The sequence below is a fragment of the Dyella solisilvae genome (genome assembly GCF_003351225.1).
Lineage (GTDB): Bacteria > Pseudomonadota > Gammaproteobacteria > Xanthomonadales > Rhodanobacteraceae > Dyella > Dyella solisilvae.
Genome location: NZ_QQSY01000003.1, coordinates 255988 through 278483 on the forward strand (window position 1 = coordinate 255988; position 22496 = coordinate 278483).

General features: G+C 65.6%; 18 protein-coding genes and 2 pseudogenes. 13 read left to right on the forward strand and 7 right to left on the reverse strand.

What is annotated here, in order from left to right:
* The first annotated feature begins 128 nt into the window (after positions 1 to 128).
* Both DVT68_RS13320 and DVT68_RS13325 read left to right on the forward strand, forming a co-directional pair.
* Entirely contained in the window at positions 129 to 491 is a 363-nt protein-coding gene (locus tag DVT68_RS13320; RefSeq protein ID WP_114825577.1) for a PadR family transcriptional regulator, read from the forward strand.
* Positions 491 to 1423 (forward strand): sensor domain-containing protein, encoded by a 933-nt coding sequence (locus DVT68_RS13325; protein ID WP_114825578.1) that lies wholly within the window; start codon positions 491 to 493, stop codon positions 1421 to 1423. Before DVT68_RS13320 ends, DVT68_RS13325 begins: the two co-directional genes overlap by 1 nt.
* A 67-nt stretch (positions 1424 to 1490) precedes the next feature.
* Here DVT68_RS13325 and DVT68_RS13330 read toward each other — a convergent pair whose 3' ends face one another.
* The 3 genes from DVT68_RS13330 to DVT68_RS13340 all read right to left on the reverse strand — a co-directional run bounded on the left by DVT68_RS13330 (position 1491) and on the right by DVT68_RS13340 (position 4738).
* Complete coding sequence (locus DVT68_RS13330) at positions 1491 to 2690, reverse strand: DUF1501 domain-containing protein (RefSeq protein ID WP_114825579.1); 1200 nt, start codon at positions 2688 to 2690, stop codon at positions 1491 to 1493.
* Between the two features lie 11 nt (positions 2691 to 2701).
* Positions 2702 to 4258, reverse strand: a complete 1557-nt coding sequence (locus tag DVT68_RS13335) for a DUF1800 domain-containing protein (RefSeq protein ID WP_114825580.1) — start codon at positions 4256 to 4258, stop codon at positions 2702 to 2704.
* A 192-nt stretch (positions 4259 to 4450) separates the two neighbouring features.
* Positions 4451 to 4738 carry a hypothetical protein gene (locus DVT68_RS13340; RefSeq protein ID WP_114825581.1) on the reverse strand — a complete coding sequence of 96 codons (288 nt, stop codon included), beginning with the start codon at positions 4736 to 4738 and terminating at the stop codon, positions 4451 to 4453.
* Between the two features lie 126 nt (positions 4739 to 4864).
* Between DVT68_RS13340 and DVT68_RS13345 the strand changes: the two genes are divergently transcribed.
* Positions 4865 to 5473 (forward strand): class I SAM-dependent DNA methyltransferase, encoded by a 609-nt coding sequence (locus tag DVT68_RS13345; protein WP_114825582.1) that lies wholly within the window; start codon positions 4865 to 4867, stop codon positions 5471 to 5473.
* A gap of 89 nt (positions 5474 to 5562) precedes the next feature.
* Here DVT68_RS13345 and DVT68_RS13350 read toward each other — a convergent pair whose 3' ends face one another.
* Together DVT68_RS13350 and typA are read right to left on the reverse strand one after the other, a co-directional pair.
* The gene (locus tag DVT68_RS13350; protein WP_233523463.1) at positions 5563 to 6924 is read right to left on the reverse strand and encodes a carbohydrate porin; all 1362 of its coding nucleotides are present in this window, start codon (positions 6922 to 6924) and stop codon (positions 5563 to 5565) included.
* 77 nt (positions 6925 to 7001) lie between these two features.
* A complete protein-coding gene (gene typA, locus DVT68_RS13355; RefSeq protein WP_114825584.1) occupies positions 7002 to 8852 on the reverse strand; it encodes a translational GTPase TypA in 1851 nt (616 codons plus the stop codon).
* 322 nt (positions 8853 to 9174) lie between these two features.
* Here typA and DVT68_RS13360 point away from each other — a divergent pair, with 322 nt between their 5' ends.
* From DVT68_RS13360 to DVT68_RS13370, 3 genes and pseudogenes are all read left to right on the forward strand, one after another.
* The gene (locus DVT68_RS13360) at positions 9175 to 10953 is read left to right on the forward strand and encodes a 3-hydroxybutyrate oligomer hydrolase family protein (RefSeq protein WP_233523464.1); all 1779 of its coding nucleotides are present in this window, start codon (positions 9175 to 9177) and stop codon (positions 10951 to 10953) included.
* A gap of 106 nt (positions 10954 to 11059) precedes the next feature.
* A complete protein-coding gene (locus DVT68_RS13365) occupies positions 11060 to 11569 on the forward strand; it encodes a peptidylprolyl isomerase (RefSeq protein ID WP_114825586.1) in 510 nt (169 codons plus the stop codon).
* A 137-nt stretch (positions 11570 to 11706) separates the two neighbouring features.
* Positions 11707 to 12159: pseudogene (locus DVT68_RS13370) on the forward strand (YidB family protein); the annotation flags it as partial.
* A 57-nt stretch (positions 12160 to 12216) separates the two neighbouring features.
* Here the strand turns inward: DVT68_RS13370 and DVT68_RS13375 are convergent.
* Complete coding sequence (locus DVT68_RS13375; protein ID WP_114825588.1) at positions 12217 to 12474, reverse strand: GlsB/YeaQ/YmgE family stress response membrane protein; 258 nt, start codon at positions 12472 to 12474, stop codon at positions 12217 to 12219.
* 348 nt (positions 12475 to 12822) lie between these two features.
* Between DVT68_RS13375 and DVT68_RS13380 the strand changes: the two genes are divergently transcribed.
* From DVT68_RS13380 to prpE, 4 genes are all read left to right on the forward strand, one after another.
* Positions 12823 to 14022, forward strand: coding sequence for a pyridoxal phosphate-dependent aminotransferase (locus DVT68_RS13380; RefSeq protein WP_114825589.1), 1200 nt, complete (start codon positions 12823 to 12825; stop codon positions 14020 to 14022).
* Between the two features lie 75 nt (positions 14023 to 14097).
* Entirely contained in the window at positions 14098 to 15084 is a 987-nt protein-coding gene (locus DVT68_RS13385; RefSeq protein ID WP_114825590.1) for a malate dehydrogenase, read from the forward strand.
* 130 nt (positions 15085 to 15214) lie between these two features.
* On the forward strand, positions 15215 to 15556 hold the full coding sequence (locus tag DVT68_RS13390; protein WP_114825591.1) for a hypothetical protein: 342 nt from the start codon (positions 15215 to 15217) through the stop codon (positions 15554 to 15556).
* A 105-nt stretch (positions 15557 to 15661) separates the two neighbouring features.
* Positions 15662 to 17551, forward strand: a complete 1890-nt coding sequence (gene prpE, locus DVT68_RS13395; RefSeq protein ID WP_114825592.1) for a propionate--CoA ligase — start codon at positions 15662 to 15664, stop codon at positions 17549 to 17551.
* Between the two features lie 279 nt (positions 17552 to 17830).
* Here the strand turns inward: prpE and DVT68_RS13400 are convergent, their stop codons facing one another.
* Positions 17831 to 19045 carry a citrate synthase family protein gene (locus DVT68_RS13400; protein ID WP_114825593.1) on the reverse strand — a complete coding sequence of 405 codons (1215 nt, stop codon included), beginning with the start codon at positions 19043 to 19045 and terminating at the stop codon, positions 17831 to 17833.
* Positions 19046 to 19186: 141 nt separating this feature from the next.
* Here DVT68_RS13400 and prpB point away from each other — a divergent pair, with 141 nt between their 5' ends.
* The 3 genes and pseudogenes from prpB to DVT68_RS20450 form a co-directional block, all read left to right on the forward strand.
* Positions 19187 to 20074 carry a methylisocitrate lyase gene (gene prpB, locus DVT68_RS13405; protein ID WP_114825594.1) on the forward strand — a complete coding sequence of 296 codons (888 nt, stop codon included), beginning with the start codon at positions 19187 to 19189 and terminating at the stop codon, positions 20072 to 20074.
* Positions 20075 to 20152: 78 nt separating this feature from the next.
* Positions 20153 to 21298 carry a bifunctional 2-methylcitrate synthase/citrate synthase gene (prpC, locus tag DVT68_RS13410; protein WP_114825595.1) on the forward strand — a complete coding sequence of 382 codons (1146 nt, stop codon included), beginning with the start codon at positions 20153 to 20155 and terminating at the stop codon, positions 21296 to 21298.
* 447 nt (positions 21299 to 21745) lie between these two features.
* Positions 21746 to 22496 (forward strand): annotated as a pseudogene (locus DVT68_RS20450) (hypothetical protein); the annotation flags it as partial.

Sequence of the window (22496 nt, forward strand, 5' to 3'; positions counted from 1 at the left end):
ACTTTGGGCTGGCTGAGCGCTGCGCGTGACCATCCAAATCGACGCCTGGGCCATGACTTCAGGCCCATGCACTAGTGTTAACTGAACACTATGCTTTACTCCAAGGTAAGTAGCAGTGCGGGTGGGTTGTGGAAGACAACACCGGCCATCTGAAGAAATTCCAGAAGGAGCTGTCGGCGGGCACCGTGTCGCTGGTGCTGCTGGCCGTGCTCGGGCAGTCGCGGCAGCCGATGTATGGCTACCAGATCGCCAAGCGGCTGGAAGAGGTGGGTGAGGGCGTGCTGGCGGGCAAGCAGAGCGCGCTGTATCCCGTGCTGCGTAACCTGGAGGGGGCGGGGTTGCTGGCGAGCGAGGTGGAGCCATCCATCAGCGGGCCGCCGCGACGCTATTACCGCATCACGAAACCGGGGCGCGAGGTGTTGCGAAACTGGGTGGATGCCTGGAACGCCACGCGCGACTCCGTCGACGCCGTTCTGCAAGGAGGGGTGTAATGAACATGCCACGCACGATCGCCGAGTATCTCGAACAGCTGCGCGCAGCCTTGCGCGGGGCGGATCCGGCGCTGATCCAGGATGCCTTGTACGACGCCGAGGAACATCTGCGCTCGGAACTGGCGGAAAACCCGCAACGCAGCGAGGCGGACATGCTCGCTCATGTGGTGGGCACCTATGGCGCGCCGGACGAAGTGGCGGACATCTACCGCGACCAGGAGATCAAGATCCAGCGCGCGCTGCGTCCGCCGCCGGCGCCCAAGCGTCGCTCCATCTTCGGCCGCTTCTTTGGCGTGGCCGCCGATTCGCGCACCTGGGGCGCCATGTTCTACATGGTGCTCGCGCTGGCCACCGGCATCTTCTATTTCGTGTGGGCGGTGACCGGTGTGTCGCTGTCGATGGGTTTGTCCGTGCTGATCATCGGCATCCCCTTCATCGTGCTGTTCCTCGGTACGGTCCGCGCTCTGTCGCTGCTGGAAGGCCGTATTGTGGAAACCATGCTGGGCGTGCGCATGCCGCGCCGGCCGCCGTATCCGGTGCGCCATGGGCAGACGCTGTGGCAGCGCATCGGCGCCATCTTCACCGACGGACGCACCTGGACCACGCTGTTCTACATGGTCCTGATGTTGCCGCTGGGCATCCTGTATTTCACGCTGACGGTGACCCTGATGGCGGTATCGCTGGCCTTCATTGCCTCGCCGGTCGCCTATCTGCTCGGTCGGTACGACGCCTTCGGCTGGTTTACCAACGACCAGATCACCATCAACTGGGGCATGGGGCCGCACGTGCCGACGCTTGGCGATGGCATCGTGCTCTGCGTGATCGGCATCATCCTGCTGTTCGCCACGCTGCACCTGGTGCGCGGTCTGGGCAAGTTGCATGGCCATATCGCCAAGGGCTTGCTGGTGCCTTCGGTTGAGCGGGCTGCGTGAACGATCGTGGGTAAGCCGTCATCACCTCTCCGCTGGCTTGTTGCGCACGGAGAGGTGATTCGGTGGGTCACACGAGTTGGAGGTCTCGCGGCTTGGAGCCCGGGAATACCGTCTGCAGCTGGCTGTTGGACAGCCCCCACATGCGCCCCATCAGACTGCCGAGCATGTCGCGGTAGTTGGTGAGCACAGGATAGTCGCGGTTCTGCAGCAGGCTTTGGGCATTCACCGCCACCTGCGAGCCGGCGATGCGGCCGCCGTTGACCTTGCCGCCCAGCACCCAATAGACCGTGCCGTGCCCATGGTCGGTGCCCTTGTTGCCGTTCTCACGGAAGGTGCGGCCGAATTCCGAAACGACCACCACCACGGTGTTGTTCCACTCGTCGCCGAGCGCGTCGGCGTAGGCCGCCAGGCCCTTGCCGAGGTTGGTCAGGTTATTGGCCAGCCCGCCGGTCGTGCTGCCCTGGTTGACGTGGGTGTCCCAGCCGCCGACATCAACGAAGCCGAGCCGGAACTGGTCGCGCATCATGGTGGCGATGCGATGCGTTTCGTCAGCGAAGTTCTTGGCGTTGGCTGCGCCGCGATTGGCTTTCATCATCTCGTCCTGCAATTCCTTCGAGACGGTCTGGCGCAGTTCCAGGCCATCGGCGGCGGCCGAGGCGAGTGAGGTGTCGCGGTACATGCCCGCAAGAATGCCGGCCTGGCGATCGTCGAACACCGGCTTGGAGTTGCCGCGCAGGGAGATGTTGGGGATGTCGTGGTTGGCGCCCTGGAAGGTCAGGGGTAGGGCGTCGGTGAAGGCGATCGACGGCACATTGGTCATCTGCCCGGACAGGCGCGCAAGGAAGCCGGAGCGGTAGTCGCTGCGCGCGCTGCTCGGTTCGCCCGATTCGATGTTGTCCTGCGTTTCGAAATGGCTGCGCGAGAGGTCGTCGGTGCCGGCAAACGGCACGAAGGCCAGCTGGCGCTTCTGCCATAGCGGGTAGAGCGACTCGCGCAACACCGGATTGAGGCCCCATTCGGCATCCAGGCCGAGTGCACTGTTCTGGTTGTAGGGATCGGGCCGGGCGATCGACAGGGTGGGGCGCGACTCGTAGTAGAAGTCGCTGCTGTACGGAATTAGCAGGTTGTTGCAGTCGTAGCCGCCACGCAGGAACACCAGCAGGAAGCGCGGGCTGTTGGCAGGGGCGGCGAACAGCCTGCCGGAAAAGGTGAGGGCGGGTGCGGCGACGGCGGCAGCGGCGGCGAGCAGGAATTCGCGGCGATTCATGGCGGTCGGCCTCAGCGATAGTTGAAGTCGGGTGAGGAGAGCAGGAAGGTGTTCCATTCCTGCTGGGAGGTGGCCTTGGCCAGCGCGTCACGCGTGGACGGGGTCAGGCGTGGGTCAAAGGTGTCGTAGTACAGCCGCGTGGTGAGCATCGGGAAGTCGCCGCCGATCTTGGGCGTGCCCTCGGGCGTCAGCAGGCGATTGTTGCCGGTGCCGATCGCGTTGGCGATCTCGAAGCGTTTGGCCATCTGCCCGGAGCTGGACCAGCCGCTGCCGTCCAGCGGCCAGCCATCGGGCGTCAGTCGGCCAAACACCGGTTCACCCAGCTGGTTGAGCCAGTTGAGCAGCGGCTTGCCATTGGCGATGGCCTTGTCTCCGTAGGCCATGCGCACCGAGGACACCACGAACTGCATCGGGTCCTTGAATTTCTTGCCGTAGCTCTCGGCCAGTTCCCTGGAGTCGAGCATGGTGCGCAGCACTTCGGCAATGTCGCCATCGGTGCGCTGGAAGGTCTTGGCCATCCTGGCCACCAACTCCGGCGGCGGCTCGTCGGCCACGAAGTACTCGGCCAGCTTCCTGGAGATGAACTGCCCACAGGCTGGCTGGCGGGTGATCAGATCGACCGCCTGGGTCACTTCGTCGAAGCCGCTGCCCTTGATCTTCTGGCCGAGCAGCACCTTGTCGCTGTAGTCGTGGCGCATGGGGTTGAATTCGAACATGCCCTTGCGCACGAACATCGCGGCGTAGCGCGGATGCCGCTGCAGGCCCGGGCGATCACGCAGCGGCGCCACGCCCGAGCCGGTAAGGATCAGCGCCAGTTGCTGCACGTCCTGCTGGGTGTAGCCCGAGCCCACGCCCAACGTGTGCAGCTCCATCAGTTCGCGCGCGTAGTTCTCGTTGACGTGGTCCTTGGCATTCTGCGCGTTGTCCAGGAACTCCATCATCGCCGGGCTTTGCAGCGTGGCCATGACCAGATCGCGGAACTTGCCCAGTGCGTGGGGGCGGATGGTGTTCTGCACATAGTCGTTGGCCACCCAGCGTACGCGGCCCTTGGCGCCGTACACGCTGAAATGGTTCAGCCAGAACCACACCATCTGTTCTTTCAGCTGGTTCTCGCCATAGATGGCCTGCAGCATTTCGATCTGCTGAGCCTGCTGCAGCAAGTCGTTGCCGTGTTGCTGCTGGGCCTTTTTGGCGTCGTTCTTGGCGTCGCCGTCCGGCATGTTCTTGATCTTCTCCTGCTCGTCCCGGAAGTTGGTGAGCAGTTGCTCGATCGGGGTGGTGGCCACCTCGTAAGTGTTGATCAGCGCGGTGACCTGGGCGGGCAAGTCATCGCCCTCGTAGCCGTCGACCTGCAGCTCGAGGAAGCGCGATCGGCCCAGGTCGCGATACCGGGAAACGGTGGTGCTGTCGAGCTCGAAGCCATCGCGGCGCAGCCAGGCCACGTCATCCGGGGAAAGCGGGCGAGGATCCCGCGCCATGGCGCCGGCGGGGCCGAGCGCCAGCAGCAGGCCAAGGGTCACCAGCAGGGGGCGGATGCCGCCGGAAGGCGGTTTCGGGGTGTCGCGCATGCGTCGGGTTTCCTGGTGGCAAGGTGGAACGACGGCGTTGGCTCGGCAGTGTCAACGCGGTAGTTGACGTCCGGCTTACTGAGTTTTCGGGGCCGGCGGCGTGTCCGTTGGGCGCAGATTCATACGGCGGTCGCGGGCGACGAATACGGCCCGGGAGCGACCGGCGGGCGCTCCATGCGGAGGCGAACGGAGTCAGAACTCGTCGACGAATTCGACGACGGCTCCAAGCAGGCCAGCCTCGACTTCGGTCACGGCGCGCACTGCGGCGGCATGCAGCTGGTCCGCCGCCCGTACCTCGATGAGGAACAGCTCGCTGCTGTTGTCTTCGGTCAGATCGCCGGAGCTGGCGTCGTCGCGCGGAAAGGGCGTTTCATCGTCCAGCTCTTCGACGTGCTCGATGCCGTCGATGCCGTGCAGGATCGTAAGTAGGGTATCCGCGTCGTCGCGGTTGCCGGTCATGCGGATGCGGATCGTGGGCATGGTGGACGGGTCCCAGTTCCTGCAGACCTATGCTGGGCCAAGGCATGTTCATGGCAGGTGATTCCCGGCGCCCTCGGCGATCATCGTGCGCAGGCCCTAAAATGGGACGTTTGCCGGAGATCCGCTGTGCCCAAGGTTTACGACGAAGCCTATTTCGACAAGTGGTATCGCCATCCCGACCACTCCGTGGGTTCGCCTGCCGAGCTTCGGCGCAAGGTGGCGATGGTGGTGGCGCAGGCCGAGTACTACCTGGGGCGGCCGGTGCGAACCGTGCTGGACGTGGGATGCGGCGAGGGGGTGTGGCGGGCGCCGCTGCGCGCGCTGCGGCCGGGCATCCATTACCAGGGGCTGGACGCCAGCGAGTACGCCGTGGCGCGCTACGGACGTCGTCGCAATATCGGGCTGGCTCGGTTCGGGCAACTGGAATATCTGCGCTTCGATCACCGCTTCGACCTGATCGTGTGCACGGACGTACTGCATTACCTCAAGCCCGCCGAAATCCGTGCTGGCCTCGCCGGCATCAGCGACATGCTGGAGGGCGTGGCCTTCCTCGAGGTGTTCACCAACAAGGATGGGGTGGATGGCGACCTCGATGGCTTCCACTCGCGCGCGCCGTCCTGGTACCTGAAGGCGTTCGGCGAGGCCGGCCTGCTGCCGTGCGGTTCGCATTGTTACCTCGGTCCGCGGCTTGAGCGGCGGATAGCGGCGCTGGAACGGGCGCAACTGCCGGCCTGAGGTTTCCTGGATGGGGCGTGCGCCGTATCGCGAAGAGTCCACGGAGCGATGCGGCTGCGGCCCCTTCGTCGCGCGCCGGAACCGAGACGTCAGAACTCCAGGTGTGCGCGCAGAGCAACAAAGCGGGCAGGACCACGGTCGCGGTTGTAGCCGGGGTTGTGGATGAGCTGCAGGTCCGGGCTGAGCGTCAGGTGCGCGATGGGGGTGAAGCTGTAGTACGCCTCGAGGATCTGCTCCCGGCCGTAGTTCAGGGCGCCATCGCCGAGCACGAAGCCATTGCCACCCAGCGCGAGGTATTCGCGGTGGTCGGGGGACAAGCCGTTGACGTTCAGCGCCACGGCGACGTGGTCGGTGGGGCGGCCCCAATGCACGCCGGAGAGCTGGAAGCCGCCGCTGAGCGTGCGGTCCACTTCGGTGAATACGAAGGACTCGGTGCGGCCATCGTTCCAGCCGGCGCGCATGAACAGGCCGGTGTCGCCATCGTCCGCCAGTGGCAGTTCGCCGTTGAGTCCGAAGCCGTACTTGTGCCGCCCGGGCTGGTCGTCGGCGCGGATGTCGGGTGGTTCGCCGGTCGCCAGTGCGATGGCGATGGCGTCGCGATAGATGCCCATGCGCGCGATGTTGCTGAAAGCGAGGAAGCGCAGCGCCCAGCCGTCGGGCCGGGGTTGCACGGTCAGCTCCACTTGCTGGCCCCGCGAGTCGCTCAGTGCGCTCACCAGGCGCTGGCCATTGGCCTCGTACGGCATGCGATAGATGCCGTAGCGCAGGCTCCAGCCGCTCTCGATCCAGGCCAGCATGGCGCCGAGGGTGTAGCCACGCGTGTCGGCGGCGAAGTCCCAGGCGGTGTTGTTGAACAGCGACCAGTTCATGAACTGCGTGCGCGTGCTGCCGGCGTAGCGGTTCTTGTCGAAGTCGTCGTTCACAGCCATCTTGCCGACCTTCACTTCGACGCGTTGGTCGGCTTCCTGGCCGGGCAACTGGTCCTGCCCGCGCTCCACCGCCGTGGTCTCATCGCCCAGCGGCAACATCCAGCGCAGATAGGCCCGGGCCAGGTAGGGATCCTTGCCCAGCGATACGGTGCCCGAGCGGATCACGTCGCCATTAGTGAGGCCGCCGAGGCCGGTGGCGCCGGACACGCCTTCGCCCTTGAACATTTCCACGTCCGTGTAGAGCTGCAGGTGGCCCGGCAGCGCCACCCCGAAATACGCGCCGAAGGTGTGCGAGCGCGCGGTATCACCCTGCGGGCGCAGGCTCATCGGGCCCTCGTAGGGCGAATGCAGCGAGTCCTGGTGCTGGTCGACGAAGGTGTACTGGGCGCCGAGCCACTGCGGCACGAACAGCGCCGCCTCGTCCGCATTGGCGGCGAACGGGGCTAGCAGCAGGGAGACAGCAAGCGGGACGGTCTTCAGTCGCATCGAGTCGAGGGCGTAGCGGAAGATCGGTGTAGCCACCTTATCGCAGGCGGAGGGCGTCTCCCAATGCAGAAGGGCCGCCTTGCGGCGGCCCTTCGTGCGTTGCTTGGGAGCGATCAGCCCGCGGCGCGCGAGGCCTTCTTGCGATCGTTTTCCGTCAGGTGCTTCTTGCGCATGCGGATCTCCTTCGGGGTGACTTCGACCAGCTCGTCGTCGTCGATGAAGTCCAGCGCCTGCTCCAGCGAGAACTTGGTCGCCGGGGTCAGCTGGATCGCATCGTCCTTGCCCGAGGCGCGCATGTTGGTCAGCGGCTTGGGCTTGATGGCGTTGACGGTGAGGTCGTTGTCCTTGGCGTGGATGCCGATCAGCTGGCCTTCGTACACCGAGTCACCTTCCGCGGCGAACAGCTTGCCGCGATCCTGCAGGGGCCCGAGCGAGTAGGCCGGGGTGGTGCCACCGGCGTTGGCGATCATCACGCCGTTGGGGCGCTTGGCGATGGCGACCGGCGTGTACGGACCGTAGTGGTCGAACACGTGGAACAGCAGGCCCGAACCCTGGGTCAGAGTCTTGAACTGGTTCTGGAAGCCGATCAGGCCACGGGCCGGGATCAGGTATTCAAGGCGCACGCGGCCCTGGCCGTCCGACACCATGTTCTTCAGGTCACCCTTGCGGATGCCCAGGCGCTCCATCACGCCGCCCTGGTGCTGCTCTTCGATGTCGACCACCAACTGCTCGATCGGCTCCATCTTCTGGCCGTCGATTTCCTTGATGATCACTTCCGGACGCGACACGGCCAGCTCGTAGCCTTCGCGGCGCATGTTTTCGATCAGCACCGACAGATGCAGTTCGCCGCGGCCCGAGACCAGGAACTTGTCGGCGTCGGAACCGTCTTCCACGCGCAGCGCCACGTTGTGGACCTTCTCGCGGTCCAGGCGCTCACGCAGCTGGCGGCTGGTGAGGAACTTGCCGCCCGACAGATCCTTGTTGCCGACGAACGGCGAGTTGTTGACCTGGAAGGTCATGCTGATCATCGGCTCGTCGACGCTCAGCGCCGGCAGCGCTTCCGGCACGTCTGGCGAGGTGACGGTGTCGGAAATGGTCAGCTCGGGGATGCCCGAGATGGCGACGATGTCACCGGCTTCGGCGGTTTCCTGCTCGATGCGCTCGAGGCCGAGGAAGCCGAGCACCTGGCCGATCTTGCCCTGGCGCTTCTTGCCATGGCGATCGATCACGGCGACCTGCATGCCCTTCTTCAGGGTGCCGCGCTGGATGCGGCCGATGCCGATGACGCCGACGAAGTTGTTGTGGTCCAGCTGGCTGATGCGCATCTGGAAGCCGCCTTCCGGATCGACGTCCGGCTTCGGCGCGTGCTGCATGATCGCTTCGTACAGCGGGGTCATGTCGCCTTCGCGGGCATTTTCGTCCAGCGAGGCGTAACCGTTCAGCGCCGAGGCGTAGACGATCGGGAATTCCATCTGCTCGTCGGTGGCGCCGAGCTTCTCGAACAGATCCCACACCTGCTCGACCACCCATTCCGGACGGGCACCCGGACGGTCGACCTTGTTGACCACGACGATGGGCTTGAAGCCCATGGCGAACGCCTTCTGGGTCACGAAGCGCGTCTGCGGCATCGGGCCGTCCATCGCGTCGACCAGGATCAGCACGGTGTCCACCATCGACAGCACGCGCTCCACCTCGCCGCCGAAGTCGGCGTGGCCTGGGGTGTCGACGATGTTGATGCGGTTCTTGGTGCCGGTCTTCTTGTCCGTCCAGGTGATGGCCGTGTTCTTGGCCAGGATCGTGATGCCACGCTCCTTTTCCTGGTCGTTGCTGTCCATCACGCGCTCGGCCAGCACGGTGCGCTCATTGAGCGTGCCGGACTGTTTCAGCAGCTGATCGACGAGCGTGGTCTTGCCATGGTCGACGTGGGCGACGATGGCGATATTGCGCAGATTTTCGATGGACATGAGGTCGACTCGGGCGGCTCGAGGGCCGTCGCGTGAGGTTTTAGAGGGGTTAACTGGAGGATTATACGTACTTATGTGACAGATTGCCTGAAGCAAGGCCACGCCGGTCTCAAACCCGGGCGAGCGAGCGTCTTTGCGCCCTTGGAGCGGGCTGCCGTCACCTGGGGGAAACCGCCCCTATGCTCTACTCCGGCGCGTTCCAGGGGGCATGCTTCGCCTGCGGAAGGTGGACGGGATGGGCTACCACCTTTGCCGATGGATGCTGCTGCTGGCGCCCGTGCTGGCGTCCTGTGCGCCTGTGCCCGCGACCAAGGAGACCGGCATGCCTACCCCAGACTTCGTGCGTGGCGGGGTGCGCGTCACCGAGCACCACGGGGGCGACGACCTGCTCAGCGCCGGACTGGGCCTGGCCGGTCTGGCCGGGCCGCCGGCCCCGTTCGCGCATCCGCTGAGTCCGACGGCGGAGGAGTTGCGGCGGCGGGCGATCCAGACGAGCTGGCAGGGCATTGCCGACCTGGGACCACTGGGTGGCTTTGGCCATGTCTATGGCGCCGTACCGAATGTGCCGGGCCGCGAGTACCAGGCGTTTGCGTGGCTGCCCGGCGCGCATGCGCCGCATCGCGTGCTGCTGCAGGTGCCGGACGCTTTTGACAAATCGCGACGTTGCCTGGTGGTGACGGCATCCTCCGGGTCGCGCGGCATTTACGGCGCCATCGCCTTGGCCGGAGCCTGGGGGCTGCCGCGCGGTTGCGCCGTCGCCTACACCGACAAGGGCGCCGGATCCGGTTACTTCGACCTGGCGGAGGACAGCGGCGTGACCCTCGACGGCACGCGCGCAAGGCGCGGCCGCGCCATGCTGGAGTTTGAACCGTCGGCGGATACGCCGCGCCAGGGCATCGCGGTCAAGCACGCGCACTCCGGCGACAACCCCGAAGCCGATTGGGGCCGCCACGTGTTGCAGGCGGCGCAGTTCGGGTTGGCCATGCTCAATCAATCCTTCCCTGACCAGGCGCCTTTCACTGCGGAGAACACGCGCATCATCGCCACCGGCCTGTCCAATGGCGGCGGCGCCGTGCTGCAGGCGGCCGGGCTGGATGAAGATCGACTGTTGTCCGGCGTGGTCGCGCTGGAACCCAACGTGCGTGTGCCCGAGCAGGGGCGCGCCTTGTTCGATTACGCCACCGAGGCCTCGATCTGGCTGCCCTGCGCGCTGATGGACACGCGCTTCGACAAGACGCCGATGGCGCGCACCGCCAAGGGCGAAGCGCCACCGGCATGGGTGGAGCGCTGCCATCGGTTGCATCAGCACGGCCTGGTCAGCGGCTCGCGGGTCAGCGCCCAGTCGGCCCAGGCCTATCAGCACCTGCGCGGCGCCGGCTGGACCGACGAGGCCCTGGAAGCGGCGGCTTCCTCCACGGCGCTGGACCTATGGCGCGCCATCACCGCGGCCTACGCCTCCGCCTATATGCGCCGCGGGCCTGCCGACATGCCCTGCGGCTTTCATTACGCAGCGATCGGCAAGGGTGGGGCGCCGGGCGCGGCCGATCCCGCGATGCGGGCAGCCTGGTGGTCCGATGCCTCCGGCATTCCGCCGGGCAACGGCGTCGGCCTGTTTGGCGGCGCCGATCATTCGGCCGATCCGACTTTGCCGGGGGCACTGTGCCTGCGCTCGCTGTGGGATGACACCGATCCCAGCACCCAGGCCCTACGCGACGGCATAGACGCCACCACGGTGAAGGCGCCGCGGGCCAGCCTGCCGTTGTGGGTGGTGCACGGGGCTTCCGACGGCCTGCTGCCCACGGCCTTCAGCTCTGAGCCTTACGTGCAGTGGCTGCGCAGCAAGGGTGGCCATCCGCTTTATTGGAAGGTGCCGTACGCACAACATTTCGACGCCTTCCTTGCCTTGCCGGGCTTTGGCGACCGGCACGTGCCGCTGTTGCCCTATGGCTATGCCGCGCTGGACCGACTGTGGGCACATCTTTATGAAGGCGCGCCATGGCCGGCCCTGGTTCCGACACCGGCGCCCACGCCGAGGGGCGAGGGCGCCCTCACTCCGGCCACGCTGGCGCTGCCGCCGACGTGGACCTCGGGCCCCGGTTGAGGTGGGTGTGACGGGAGGGACCTGCAGATCACGCCAGCTGGGGTATCCTTTCCGGCCCGCAGGACGCCCGCCCGCGGCGTCCTGCCTTTGAAAACAAGGATTTCCGATGAGCATCACCGTCACCATGACCACCAACCGCGGTCCGATCCACCTGCGCCTGCATGCGGACAAGACCCCGGTGACCGTCGCCAGCTTCGTCAACCTGGCCCGTCGCGGTTACTACGATGGCCTGGCGTTCCATCGCGTGATCGCCGACTTCATGATCCAGGGCGGTTGCCCGGAAGGCAGCGGCCGCGGTGGTCCGGGTTACCGATTCGAAGACGAGTTCGATGCCTCGCTGCGCCATGACAAGCCGGGCGTGCTGTCGATGGCCAATGCCGGTCCGCGCACCAATGGCAGCCAGTTCTTCATCACCCACGGCGCCACGCCGTGGCTGGACGGCAAGCACAGCGTGTTCGGCGAAGTGGTCGGTCCGGAAGACCAGGCCGTGGTCGACGCCATCCGCCAGGGCGACGTGATCGAGAAGCTCACCATCGAAGGCGATGTCGACGCGCTGCTGGCCGCCCAGGCCGACCGCGTGAAGGAGTGGAACGCGGTGCTCGACGAGCGCGGCTGAGCCGTTTCGTCGACATGACGTGAAGAAGCCGCCGTTCCCGCGAACGGCGGCTTTTTTATTGCCCCGGATTCACGGTGGTGTCGTGGCCGCCGGCCTAGAATCGAAGGGCTCCACACGACACACGATGTGCGTCTTCCCCATCCCAAGGAGATGTAGTCATGTCTTTCCTCAATGATCTGCTCGGCGCGGCCCAGGGCAACCAGGCCGGAGGTTCGACCCTCATTTCGGTGGCGGGCCAGCTGATTGAAAAGGCCGGCGGCGTGCAGGGCCTGGTGGCGATGTTGCAGCAGCACGGCCTCGGCGACGCCGTGCAGTCATGGGTCGGTACCGGCGCCAACCAGGCGATCTCCGGCGACCAGCTCGGACAGGCCCTCCAGAATGGTGGATTGGGCCCCGCGGTGCAGGAAGCGGCAGGCAAGCTTGGCGTGGATCCCGGCCAACTGATGGGCCAGCTCTCGCAGGTGTTGCCGCAGGCGGTGGATCACCTCACCCCGGATGGCCAATTGCCGGCACAGGGGCAGGGCGGCTTCGATCTGGGGTCGCTTGCCTCGCTGGCGGGCAAGCTGTTCGGCGGTGGCGGCAACGCCTGAGGGCGGCCCGCCGAAGCGACCCCGACGGCGCGCACGGCGCCGTCGGGGCAATCGGCGTCACGAGGTGGCGCCACGCCGGAACAACGCGTGATAAATCACCAGCAGGATCACAGCCCCGCCGATCGATCCGAGAAAGTGCACGAGTCCGGTTTCGCCCCACCAGCCGAGCTTTTCGCCGATAAAGGTGGAGATGAAGGAACCGGCGATGCCGAGAATGGCGGTGATGATGAAACCCATCGCCTCCTTACCAGGAGTTACCGCCTTGGCAATGATACCTACGACCAGACCGACAATGATCACCCATAGCCAGTGCATATTCGTGTGTCCTTGGTGAGTGTTCGTAAGGTTTCCTGAACTGTCCTGCCGGGCTGCCTCCAGCGTGCCCGTTGCCCCCGTCCCCACACCCGCCTCCAAGCGAGGTCGCCGGCGGCCTGCCCATGATGCGCCTGCCTTTGGTGGTGCGGGCGTGATGCCTTCGTCAGGGCGTTTCGAAACGCCAGCTTGCCGCGCGTCATCTCGTTGCTTGCCCTGTTGGCGCAGGCATGACGGGCCGTCGGTTCCCGGTCCCCCGGAACAGACCCGACCATCGGATAACCGGATGACGCGCCGCCGCATGCTAAAATCGCCGGGTTTGCTGTCTTCGTCCCCTATCAAGAGGAAGTCATGCCCCAGCTCGCCCAGCGTGTCGGCCGCGCCAAGCCCAGCGCGATCATGGTCATCGCCGAGAAGGCCAAGCAGCTCAAGGCTGCCGGTCGCGACATCATCAGCTTCTCGATCGGCGTACCCAATTTCCTCCCTGGCGAGCATGTCTACGCCGCCGCACGCGAAGCGCTCCAGCACGATACCGGCCAGTACGGCAGCAACCGTGGCGCCGACGCGCTGCTCGATGCCTTCCTCGCGCACATCGGGAAACTGGGCTTCACCGGTTATGGCCGCCTCAATCTTTCCATCGGCATCGGCGCCAAGCAGGTGCTGTACAACCTGGCCGAAGCGCTGATGGATGAAGGCGATGAAATCGCCTTCGCCGCGCCGTACTGGACCACCTATCGCGACATCGCCGACATCGTGGGCGCGAAGGCCAACGTGCTGCATTGCGGCCCGGAGCAGAACTACAAGCTGGCGCCCGCGCAGCTCGAAGCCGCGCTGGCGCGCAAGCCGAAGGTGTTCCTGTTCAACAACCCGTCGAACCCGACGGGCATGGTCTATACGCGCGATGAAATCGCCGCGCTGGCCGAGGTGCTGGTGAAGTATCCGGATACCTGGATCGTCACCGACGACATTTACAACTCGATGGTCTTCGACGGCATCGGCTACCACAACTTCGTGCACGTGAAGCCGGAGCTGAAGGATCGCCTGATCTTCGTCGACTCGGTGTCCAAGACCTATGGCATGCCGGGCTGGCGCGTGGGTCTCATCGCCGGTCCCGAGAACGTGGCCAAGGCCATCACCACGCTCAATTCCAACCACATCACCAGCGTGCCGGAAGTGATCACGGCTGCGGCGGTCGCTGCGTTCGGTGGCCCGCAGGACGTGCCCGAAGCGAAGTGCAAGGAGTTCGCCGGCAAACGCGACATCGTGGTGAACGCGTTGCGAGCGATCCCTGGCGTGGTGTGCCCCTATCCGCAGGGCGCGTTCTATGCGTTCCCCGATATCTCCGTGGCGTTCGGCAAGAGCCACAACGGCGTGCGCATCGACAGCGATGTCGATCTGTGCGCCGCGCTGCTGGAAGCCAAGGGCGTGGCCTGCGTGCCTGGCTCAGCCTTCGGCGAGCCGCGCGCCATGCGCATTTCCTATACCTGCCCGACAGCACAATTGCAGCCCGGGCTGGAACGCATCCAGGCGTTCTTCGCTGAACTGTCCTGATGGTCTTGGGGCCCGCGTCGTGTGACGTGGGCCTTGTCATTTGTAAGTCCTAGCCAAGTTGAAGGAGTTGCCCCGATGAAAGCCCCCGTTCGTGTTGCCGTTACCGGCGCTGCCGGCCAGATCGGTTACGCCCTGCTGTTCCGCATCGCCGCGGGCGACATGCTGGGTCCGGACCAGCCGGTGATCCTGCATCTGCTGGAAATCACCCCGGCGCTGCCCGCGCTGCAGGGCGTGGTGATGGAACTCAACGACTGCGCGTTCCCGACGCTGGCCGGCGTGGTCGCCACCGATGACCTCAACGTCGCCTTCAAGGACGTCGACTACGCGCTGCTGGTCGGCGCCCGTCCGCGCGGCCCGGGCATGGAGCGCAAGGACCTGCTCGAAGCCAACGGCGCCATCTTCGGCCCGCAGGGCAAGGCGCTGAACGATCACGCCAAGCGTGACGTGCGCGTGCTGGTGGTCGGCAACCCGGCCAACACCAATGCGCTGATCGCCCAGCAGAACGCCCCGGACCTGGATCCGAAGTGCTTCACCGCGATGGTGCGCCTGGACCACAACCGTGCGCTGTCGCAGCTCGCCGAGAAGACCGGCAAGCACAACACCGACATCAAGAGGATGACCATCTGGGGCAACCACAGCTCCACCCAGTACCCGGACCTGCACCACGCCACCGTGGGCGGCAAGCCGGCGCTGTCGCTGGTCGACCAGGCCTGGTACGAGAGCGACTTCATCCCGACCGTGCAGCAGCGCGGCGCGGCGATCATCAAGGCCCGTGGCGCTTCCTCCGCCGCGTCGGCCGCGTCGGCCGCCGTCGACCACATGCGCACCTGGGCGATGGGCACCGCGGAAGGTGACTGGGCTTCGATGGGCATCCCGTCGGACGGTTCGTACGGCATCGCCCCGGGCGTGATCTACGGCTACCCGGTGACCGTGAAGAACGGCAAGTACGAAATCGTGCAGGGCTTGGACGTGAATGATTTCTCGCGCGCCCGCATGGACGCCACCAACAAGGAACTGCGCGAAGAGCGCGCCGGCGTCGAGCACCTGTTCGCCAAGAAGTAAGCCGCGTCGATCGGCCATGGGAAGGGCGGCTTCGGCCGCCCTTCTTTTTTTAGCAGCCCCGTCGGGGAGGGCATCTCCGTACGACGGCGCTTCATGGTTAAATCAGCGAATCGTCGACTGGAACCCGGATATGAAGCAACTAATTGCGATCGCCACCTTTGCTGTGCTGCTGACGGCTTGCGGCGGTCTTCATGGCTTGCGCGATACCACGCCCAAGATGAGCAGCCGCACCAACAAGGACGTGGCGACCTATCTGCAGTGCGTGCGCGCCAAGTGGTCGGAGACGGCCCAGGTGGGTGGATCGGAGGGCAAGCAGGAGAGCACGCTGACGGCCACCAACAAGGCCGGCGCCAACATGCTGCTCATCGTGACCCAGGATGGCACCGGCGCGCAGGTGATCATGCACGAGACGCAGGATCCCAAGAAGGAATACAACTCGGCTTATCGCGACGCCGCGGTGGCCTGCCTCTAAGGCATTGCTGTCGACGTCGCCGCGACTCGACCAAGGTCGCACAGCCCGTCTTCCGCTGCTGGTCTAGGCTAGACCGGACCAGCAGTTGGACGGAGGTTGGGAGCGATGAAGTACGAGGAGTTCTATCGGCGTTCGATCGAGCAGCCCGAAGCTTTCTGGGCCGAGCAGGCGCAACGCATCCACTGGCACACGCCGCCGCAGCAGATCCTTGATGTCTCAAGGCTGCCATTCCGGCGCTGGTTCGTCGGCGGCACGACCAACCTCTGCTACAACGCAATCGATCGCCACCTGGAGGCGCGCGGCGGACAGCTGGCGCTGGTGGCGATCTCCACGGAAACCGGCATCACCCGCGAGTTGAGCTATCGCGAGCTCTACCGCGAGGTGAACACCTTTGCCGCCGTACTTGCCTCGCTCGGCGTGGGCACGGGTGACCGCGTGGTCATCTACCTGCCCAACATCGCCGAGGCGGTGTTCGCGATGCTGGCATGCGCGCGCATCGGCGCGATCCACTCAGTAGTGTTTGGCGGCTTCGCCGCGCACAACCTCGCGCTTCGCATCGAGGATGCCGAGCCGAAGCTGGTCATCGCCGCCGATGCCGGCATGCGTGGCGGCAAGGTCATTCCGTACAAGCCACTGGTGGATGCGGCGCTGGAGGAATCCACCTTCAAACCGCCGCATGTGCTGATCGTCGATCGCGGGCTCGATCCGCAGATGACCCGTGTCGCCGGACGCGATCTGGATTACGCCAGCCTGCGCGGCTCCTACGAAGGCGCTGAAGTACCGGTGACCTGGCTTGAGTCCAACGAGCCGAGCTATCTCCTGTACACCTCGGGCACCACGGGTCGCCCCAAGGGGATCCAGCGCGACGTGGGCGGCCACGCGGTCGCGATGGCGATGTCGATCACCTGCATCTTCGACATCGCGCCGGGGCAGGTGATGTTCGCCACGTCCGACGTGGGTTGGGCGGTCGGTCATTCGTACAATGTGTACGCGCCGCTGATCGGCGGCGCCACGTCGCTGTTGTATGAGGGAACGCCGATCAACCCTGATCCGGGCATCTGGTGGCAGCTGTGCGAGCGCTACGGCGTGCACAGCATGTTCTCCTCGCCCACCGCGATCCGCATGCTCAAGAAGCAGGATGCGAGCTGGCTGAAGAAGTACGACCTGTCGCGACTGAAGTGGCTGTTCGTCGCCGGCGAGCCGCTGGACGAGCCCACCGCGCAATGGATCACCGAGGGCCTCGGCGTGCCGGTGATCGACAACTACTGGCAGACCGAAACCGGCTGGCCCGCGCTCACCCTGATGCCGGGACTGGACCTCAAGCCGGTGAAGTTCGGCTCGCCCGGCCTGCCCAGTCCAGGTTATCGACTGAAGGTGATCGACGAGGTCACCGGCGAGGAACTGCCGCCGCATCAGAAGGGCGTGCTGGTGTTCGAGCCGCCGCTGCCGCCGGGCTGCCTCACCACCGTGTGGCGCGACGACGAGCGCTACGTCTCCAGCTACTTCAGCCACTTCAACGAGCTGCTATACAGCTCGCTGGATTGGGCGATCCGCGACGAGAACGGCTATACCACCATCCTCGGCCGCACCGACGACGTGATCAACGTGGCCGGGCATCGACTGGGCACGCGCGAGATCGAGGAGTCGGTCTCGACCCATCCGGCCTGCGCCGAAGCCGCGGTGGTCGGCGTGCACGACGATCTGAAAGGGCAGGTGCCGGTGGTGTTCGCCACGCTCAAGCAGGGCGTCGCCGAGCAGCCTGGCGTGGTGGCCATGGGCATGCAGCAGCGCGTGGTGCAGCAACTGGGTGGCCTGGCGAGGCCGGCCCACGTTTACGTGGTCAATGCCTTGCCCAAGACCCGCTCCGGCAAGCTGCTTCGCCGTTCTCTCCAGGCTCTCGTCCAGCACACCGATCCGGGTGACCTGTCGACACTGGACGATCCCAATGCGCTGGAGGAAGTGCGGCGCGCGCTGGAGCGGGGGCCGGATTTGTAGGGGCGCCTGGGGGCCATGGCTTTGCGTGTTCAGGTCTGGTGCGTTCGACAAAACCGCTTCGTATCTCTGCTGGATCCCGGCCTACGCCGGGATGACGAGCATGAGGGGCTGGGACGAATCTTGTCTCACGTGTGTTCTTTGCCCGTGATCCCGGCGTAGGCCGGACGAAGCGCGCAGCGCGGAGAACGTCCGCAGGACGGCCCCGAAAGGGGCGAGCGTAGCGAGTCATCCAGAGCCCTGGATTCCAGTAAATCTGGCGCACCACATCGCAAGCGGAAGTCACCCTTCCCGCCCCGGCAAAGTCCCCGCATAGTTCGCTCGCGGCCTGATCAGGCCACCCACATCCTGTTGTTCCAATGCATGCGCCAGCCATCCCGCCATGCGGCCAGCGGCAAACAGCGACAGGGCCGCATCGGCGCCGAGGTCGTAGAGCCATGCGATCGTGGCCAGCGCAAAGTCGAGGCTGGGCTCGCGCCCGCTGCAGTCCTTCACCGCATCCACCAGGTGGCGGATACGCGTCAGCCCCGCTGGGCGCGGACGGATCTCGTCGATCATCGTCAGTAGCAATGCAGCACGCGGATCGCCTTCGGGGTAGAGCGGGTGTCCGAAGGCCGGCAACTCGTCGCCCCGGCGCAGACGCTCGCGCACGTGATCGACCGGGCGACGTTCGCGCAGCGCTTCCTGGATGAAGGCGTGCGCGCGCGCCGCGGCGCCGCCGTGCTGCGGCCCCGATAGCGCGGCCAGACCCGCGCCCACGGCCGCGTGCAGGCTGGCGCCGGTGGAGGCCGCCACACGCGTGGCGAAGGCCGAGGCGTTGAGTTCGTGATCGGCGCACAGCACCAGCGTGCTGCGCACCAGTGCTGCAAAGGCCTCGTCGCCGCGCTTCCAGCTGTCCGCAATCAGCCGGTGAATCGGGCGTCGGTCCGGGCGGGTGGCGCAGAGCAGGGCGGCGGTCTGCCGGAGCAGCTGCGCGGCATATTCGCGGCGTTGCGCAGTGTCGGTGCTGTGGGTGTAGGGCGTGTACAACGACAGCAGCGGCAAGGCCGCAGCGGTGCGCTCCAGCGGCGGCAGACTACGCTGTCGCAACAGCTGTCCGACAGGCTCTGGCCAGTTCCCCGGGGGCGCCGCTGCGAATGGATCGCCCTGGCCATCCCACAGCAGCGTGGCCACGTCCTCGAGGCTGGCGCCCGAGCGCGCCAGGGTGAGCGCCGATTCGCCGCGGTAGTAGTGTCCGCCGGGCCGGATCAGCGAGATCCGCGTCTCCAGCACCGGCAAGCCCCAAGTCAGGCTTTGCGCCGCGCCATGTGCGGCGCCGCGTCCCGCGCGCCTGCGCTCGATCAATCTCTCGATGTCGCCGGCGAGATACTCGCGGCTGCGTCCGTCCGGGCCGGGCCGCGAATCAATCTTGCCGCGACTGACGTAGGCATAGAGCGTGGCTGGACTCACCCCCAGGAGGGTGGCGGCTTCTCGGGCATTGAGGTAATGGGCGCGCATGGCGATATATTGATCTTATCGATCAAGATTGATCAATACATCATCCGGTGACAGAGTGGACTCTGCGGCCGTGGCGCGTAGTGCGCCGCGACATGGCCTTGCCATGGCATCGCCTAGAATGTGAGGTTTCGGAGAACCACCATGTCCCATCCTGAATCTGCCGGCGCGCGGTTCCGCGCTGCCGTTGCCGCCGAAAGCCCCCTCCAGGTCATGGGCGCCATCACTGCCTACGCCGGCCTGATGGCCAAGCGCGTAGGCTACAAGGCGCTGTACCTCTCCGGCGGCGGCGTCGCAGCCAACTCCCTGGGCATGCCGGACCTCGGCATCTCGACCATGGAAGACGTGCTCACTGACGCCCGTCGCATCGTCGACGCCACCCAGATGCCCCTGCTGGTGGACATCGACACCGGCTGGGGTGGCGCCTTCAACATCGGTCGCACCATCCGCTCGTTCATCAACGTGGGCGTGGCGGCGGTGCATATCGAGGACCAGGTCGGCCAGAAGCGCTGCGGCCATCGTCCGGGCAAGGAAGTGGTGCCGAAGGAAGAAATGGTCGACCGCGTGAAGGCGGCCGTCGACGCCCGTACCGATGCCGGCTTCGTGATCATGGCGCGCACCGATGCCGCCGCCGTGGAAGGCATCGATGCCGCCATTGATCGTGCCTGCGCCTATGTCGAGGCCGGCGCCGACATGATCTTCCCCGAAGCCATGAAGACGCTGGACGACTACCGTCGCTTCCGCGCCGCGGTGAAGGTGCCGATCCTGGCCAACCTCACCGAGTTCGGCTCGACCCCGTTCTTCACCACCGACGATCTGCGCAGCGCCAATGTCGACATTGCGCTGTATTGCTGCGGCGCCTACCGCGCCATGAACAAGGCCGCGCTCAACTTCTACGAGACGGTGCGTCGCGAAGGCACGCAGAAGAACATCATTGACACGTTGCAGACGCGCGCGGAGCTGTACGACTTCCTCGGTTACCACGCTTACGAGGACAAGCTCGACGCCCTGTTCGCAGGCAAGAAGGCCTGAGCGGCCCGACCCATTCACCGGGCCGCGATCCGCTGGTCGCGGCCGGCCAGAGACGCATGCATTGAGGAGATGTATCCGATGAGCGAGCAAACCCTTCCCAAGCCCAAGAAATCCGTCGCGCTGTCAGGCGTGGCTGCCGGCAACACCGCGCTGTGCACGGTGGGCCGCAGCGGCAACGACCTGCACTATCGCGGCTACGACATCCATGACCTGGCGGCCAAGGGCAGCTTCGAGGAAGTGGCCCATCTGTTGGTGCACGGCGTCCTGCCCAACTGGGCCGAGCTGAACGCCTATCGCATCAAGCTCAAGCGCCTGCGTGGCCTGCCGGCGCCGGTGAAGAGTGCGCTGGAACTGCTGCCTGCCGCGACGCATCCGATGGACGTGATGCGCACCGGTTGCTCGGTGCTCGGTACGGTGCTGCCGGAGAAAGAGGATCACAACCTCACCGGCGCGCGCGACATCGCCGACCGCCTGATGGCCTGCTTCGGTTCGATCCTGCTGTACTGGTACCACTTCAGCCACAACGGCAAGCGCATCGAGACGGAGACCGACGACGACTCCATCGCGGGCCACTTCCTGCACCTGCTGCACGGCAAGAAGCCGAGCGAGCTGCACGCGCACTCGCTGGACAAGTCGCTGGTGCTGTATGCGGAGCACGAGTTCAATGCGTCGACCTTCACCGCCCGCGTGATCGCCGGCACCGGTTCGGACATGTACTCGGCCATCACCGGCGCCATCGGCGCGCTGCGTGGTCCCAAGCATGGCGGCGCCAACGAAGTGGCGATGGAGATCATCGCGCGCTATCGCAACGCGGCTGAGGCGGAAGCGGACATCCGCGCCCGTGTCGAGCGCAAGGAGATCATCATCGGTTTCGGCCACCCGGTGTACACCGTGTCCGACCCGCGCAACGAGATCATCAAGGAAGTCTCGCGCAAGCTTTGCACCGAGGGCGGCAACCCGACCCTGTTCGACGTCTCGGAGAAGATCGAGAAGTTGATGTGGGAACAGAAGAAGATGTTCCCGAACCTGGATTGGTTCTCGGCCAGCGCCTACCACATGATGGGCGTGCCGACGGCCATGTTCACCCCGCTGTTCGTGATCGCCCGCACCTCCGGCTGGAGCGCGCACGTGATCGAGCAGCGCCAGGACGGCAAGATCATCCGCCCGAGCGCCAACTACACCGGTCCCGAGGACCAGGTCTACGTGCCGATCGAAAAGCGCTGAAGACACCGCGTTGTCACAAAAAAGGAGGGAGCCGCTGGCTCCCTCCTTTTTTTCTTAACTTTCGTTCTGGTTCAGGACCCTGTACGACATTGCTATCGTTTTGTGTGCATGGGTGTATCAGGCTTGATACACGTGTTTCACGTTGAGCTTGCCGTTTTGATTAGCGCGGCAACGCATTGAATGCGGGGCTCATCTCTGTGCGGTGATGAGCTCGCGTGGCCGCGATTGCCATCGGCCCATGTAACAGCAGTGAATCACTTTTCGCCGCGCAAGCCTGACCGAAGCCAGATTCGCCCATCAAGAGTTGGCTCAAGCGGCTGATTTAAAGGCTGTCGCAAGGTCGTCTGCGCCAGTGCGATGCATGGCACGCAAGTTGCCAAAACCCGATGCTGGACCAGCAGTACCAGCGTCACAGGGGGTCATCGCATCGCTCCAGGAGTAATGACTATGCGTAAGACTCTTATTGCAACCGCGATCATGCTCGCGATGGGGTTGGCGCTTCCCGCCATGGCGGGAACCACCACTACCAATACCACTGGTGATACCAGTGCCATCGTAAACACCAGCGCCAACACCGAGACATACACCAACACTGATTCGTTCAACACCAATATTGCCGAGTCCAACAGCACGTTGAACGGCTACGTGAGCAACGTGGGTGTATCGAATATCGGCAACTATGTGACGAACAATGGCAACGCCAATGGCGGCCGCGGCGGGCACGGCGGCGACGGCAACGGCGGTAATGGCCATGGCGGCACGGCAGCCTCGGGTAGCAATGGCGGCGACGGCAACTCGAGCAGTGGCGACGGTGGTTCGGCCGATTCCTCCAGCGGCAACGGGCTTGCCGGAACCCGGTCCTCCGGCGCAAGCGCGCACTCGCATTCGGGTAGTGCGACCGAGGGCGGCTACAACGTAGGCAATGGCGCAGCGACCTCTGGCAACAGCAGCTCGACGGGCGGCGCAAGCTCGTCCGGTGCGGCCACCGCCTCCTCCGGTGCTTCGACCGGTACGGGCGGCGCGTCAGGCGCTGGCGGTGCGGCAACCGGTGGCGCCGGTGGCGCTGGCGGCAGTGGCGGCGCGGGTACTGGCGGCGCAGGCGCCGGCGGTGCGGGCGCGGCGGGCGGCGCCGGCGGCACGGCCTATGCCGATGGCGGCTCCTTCGACATGTCCAACCAGATGAACGGTTCAGCCGCTG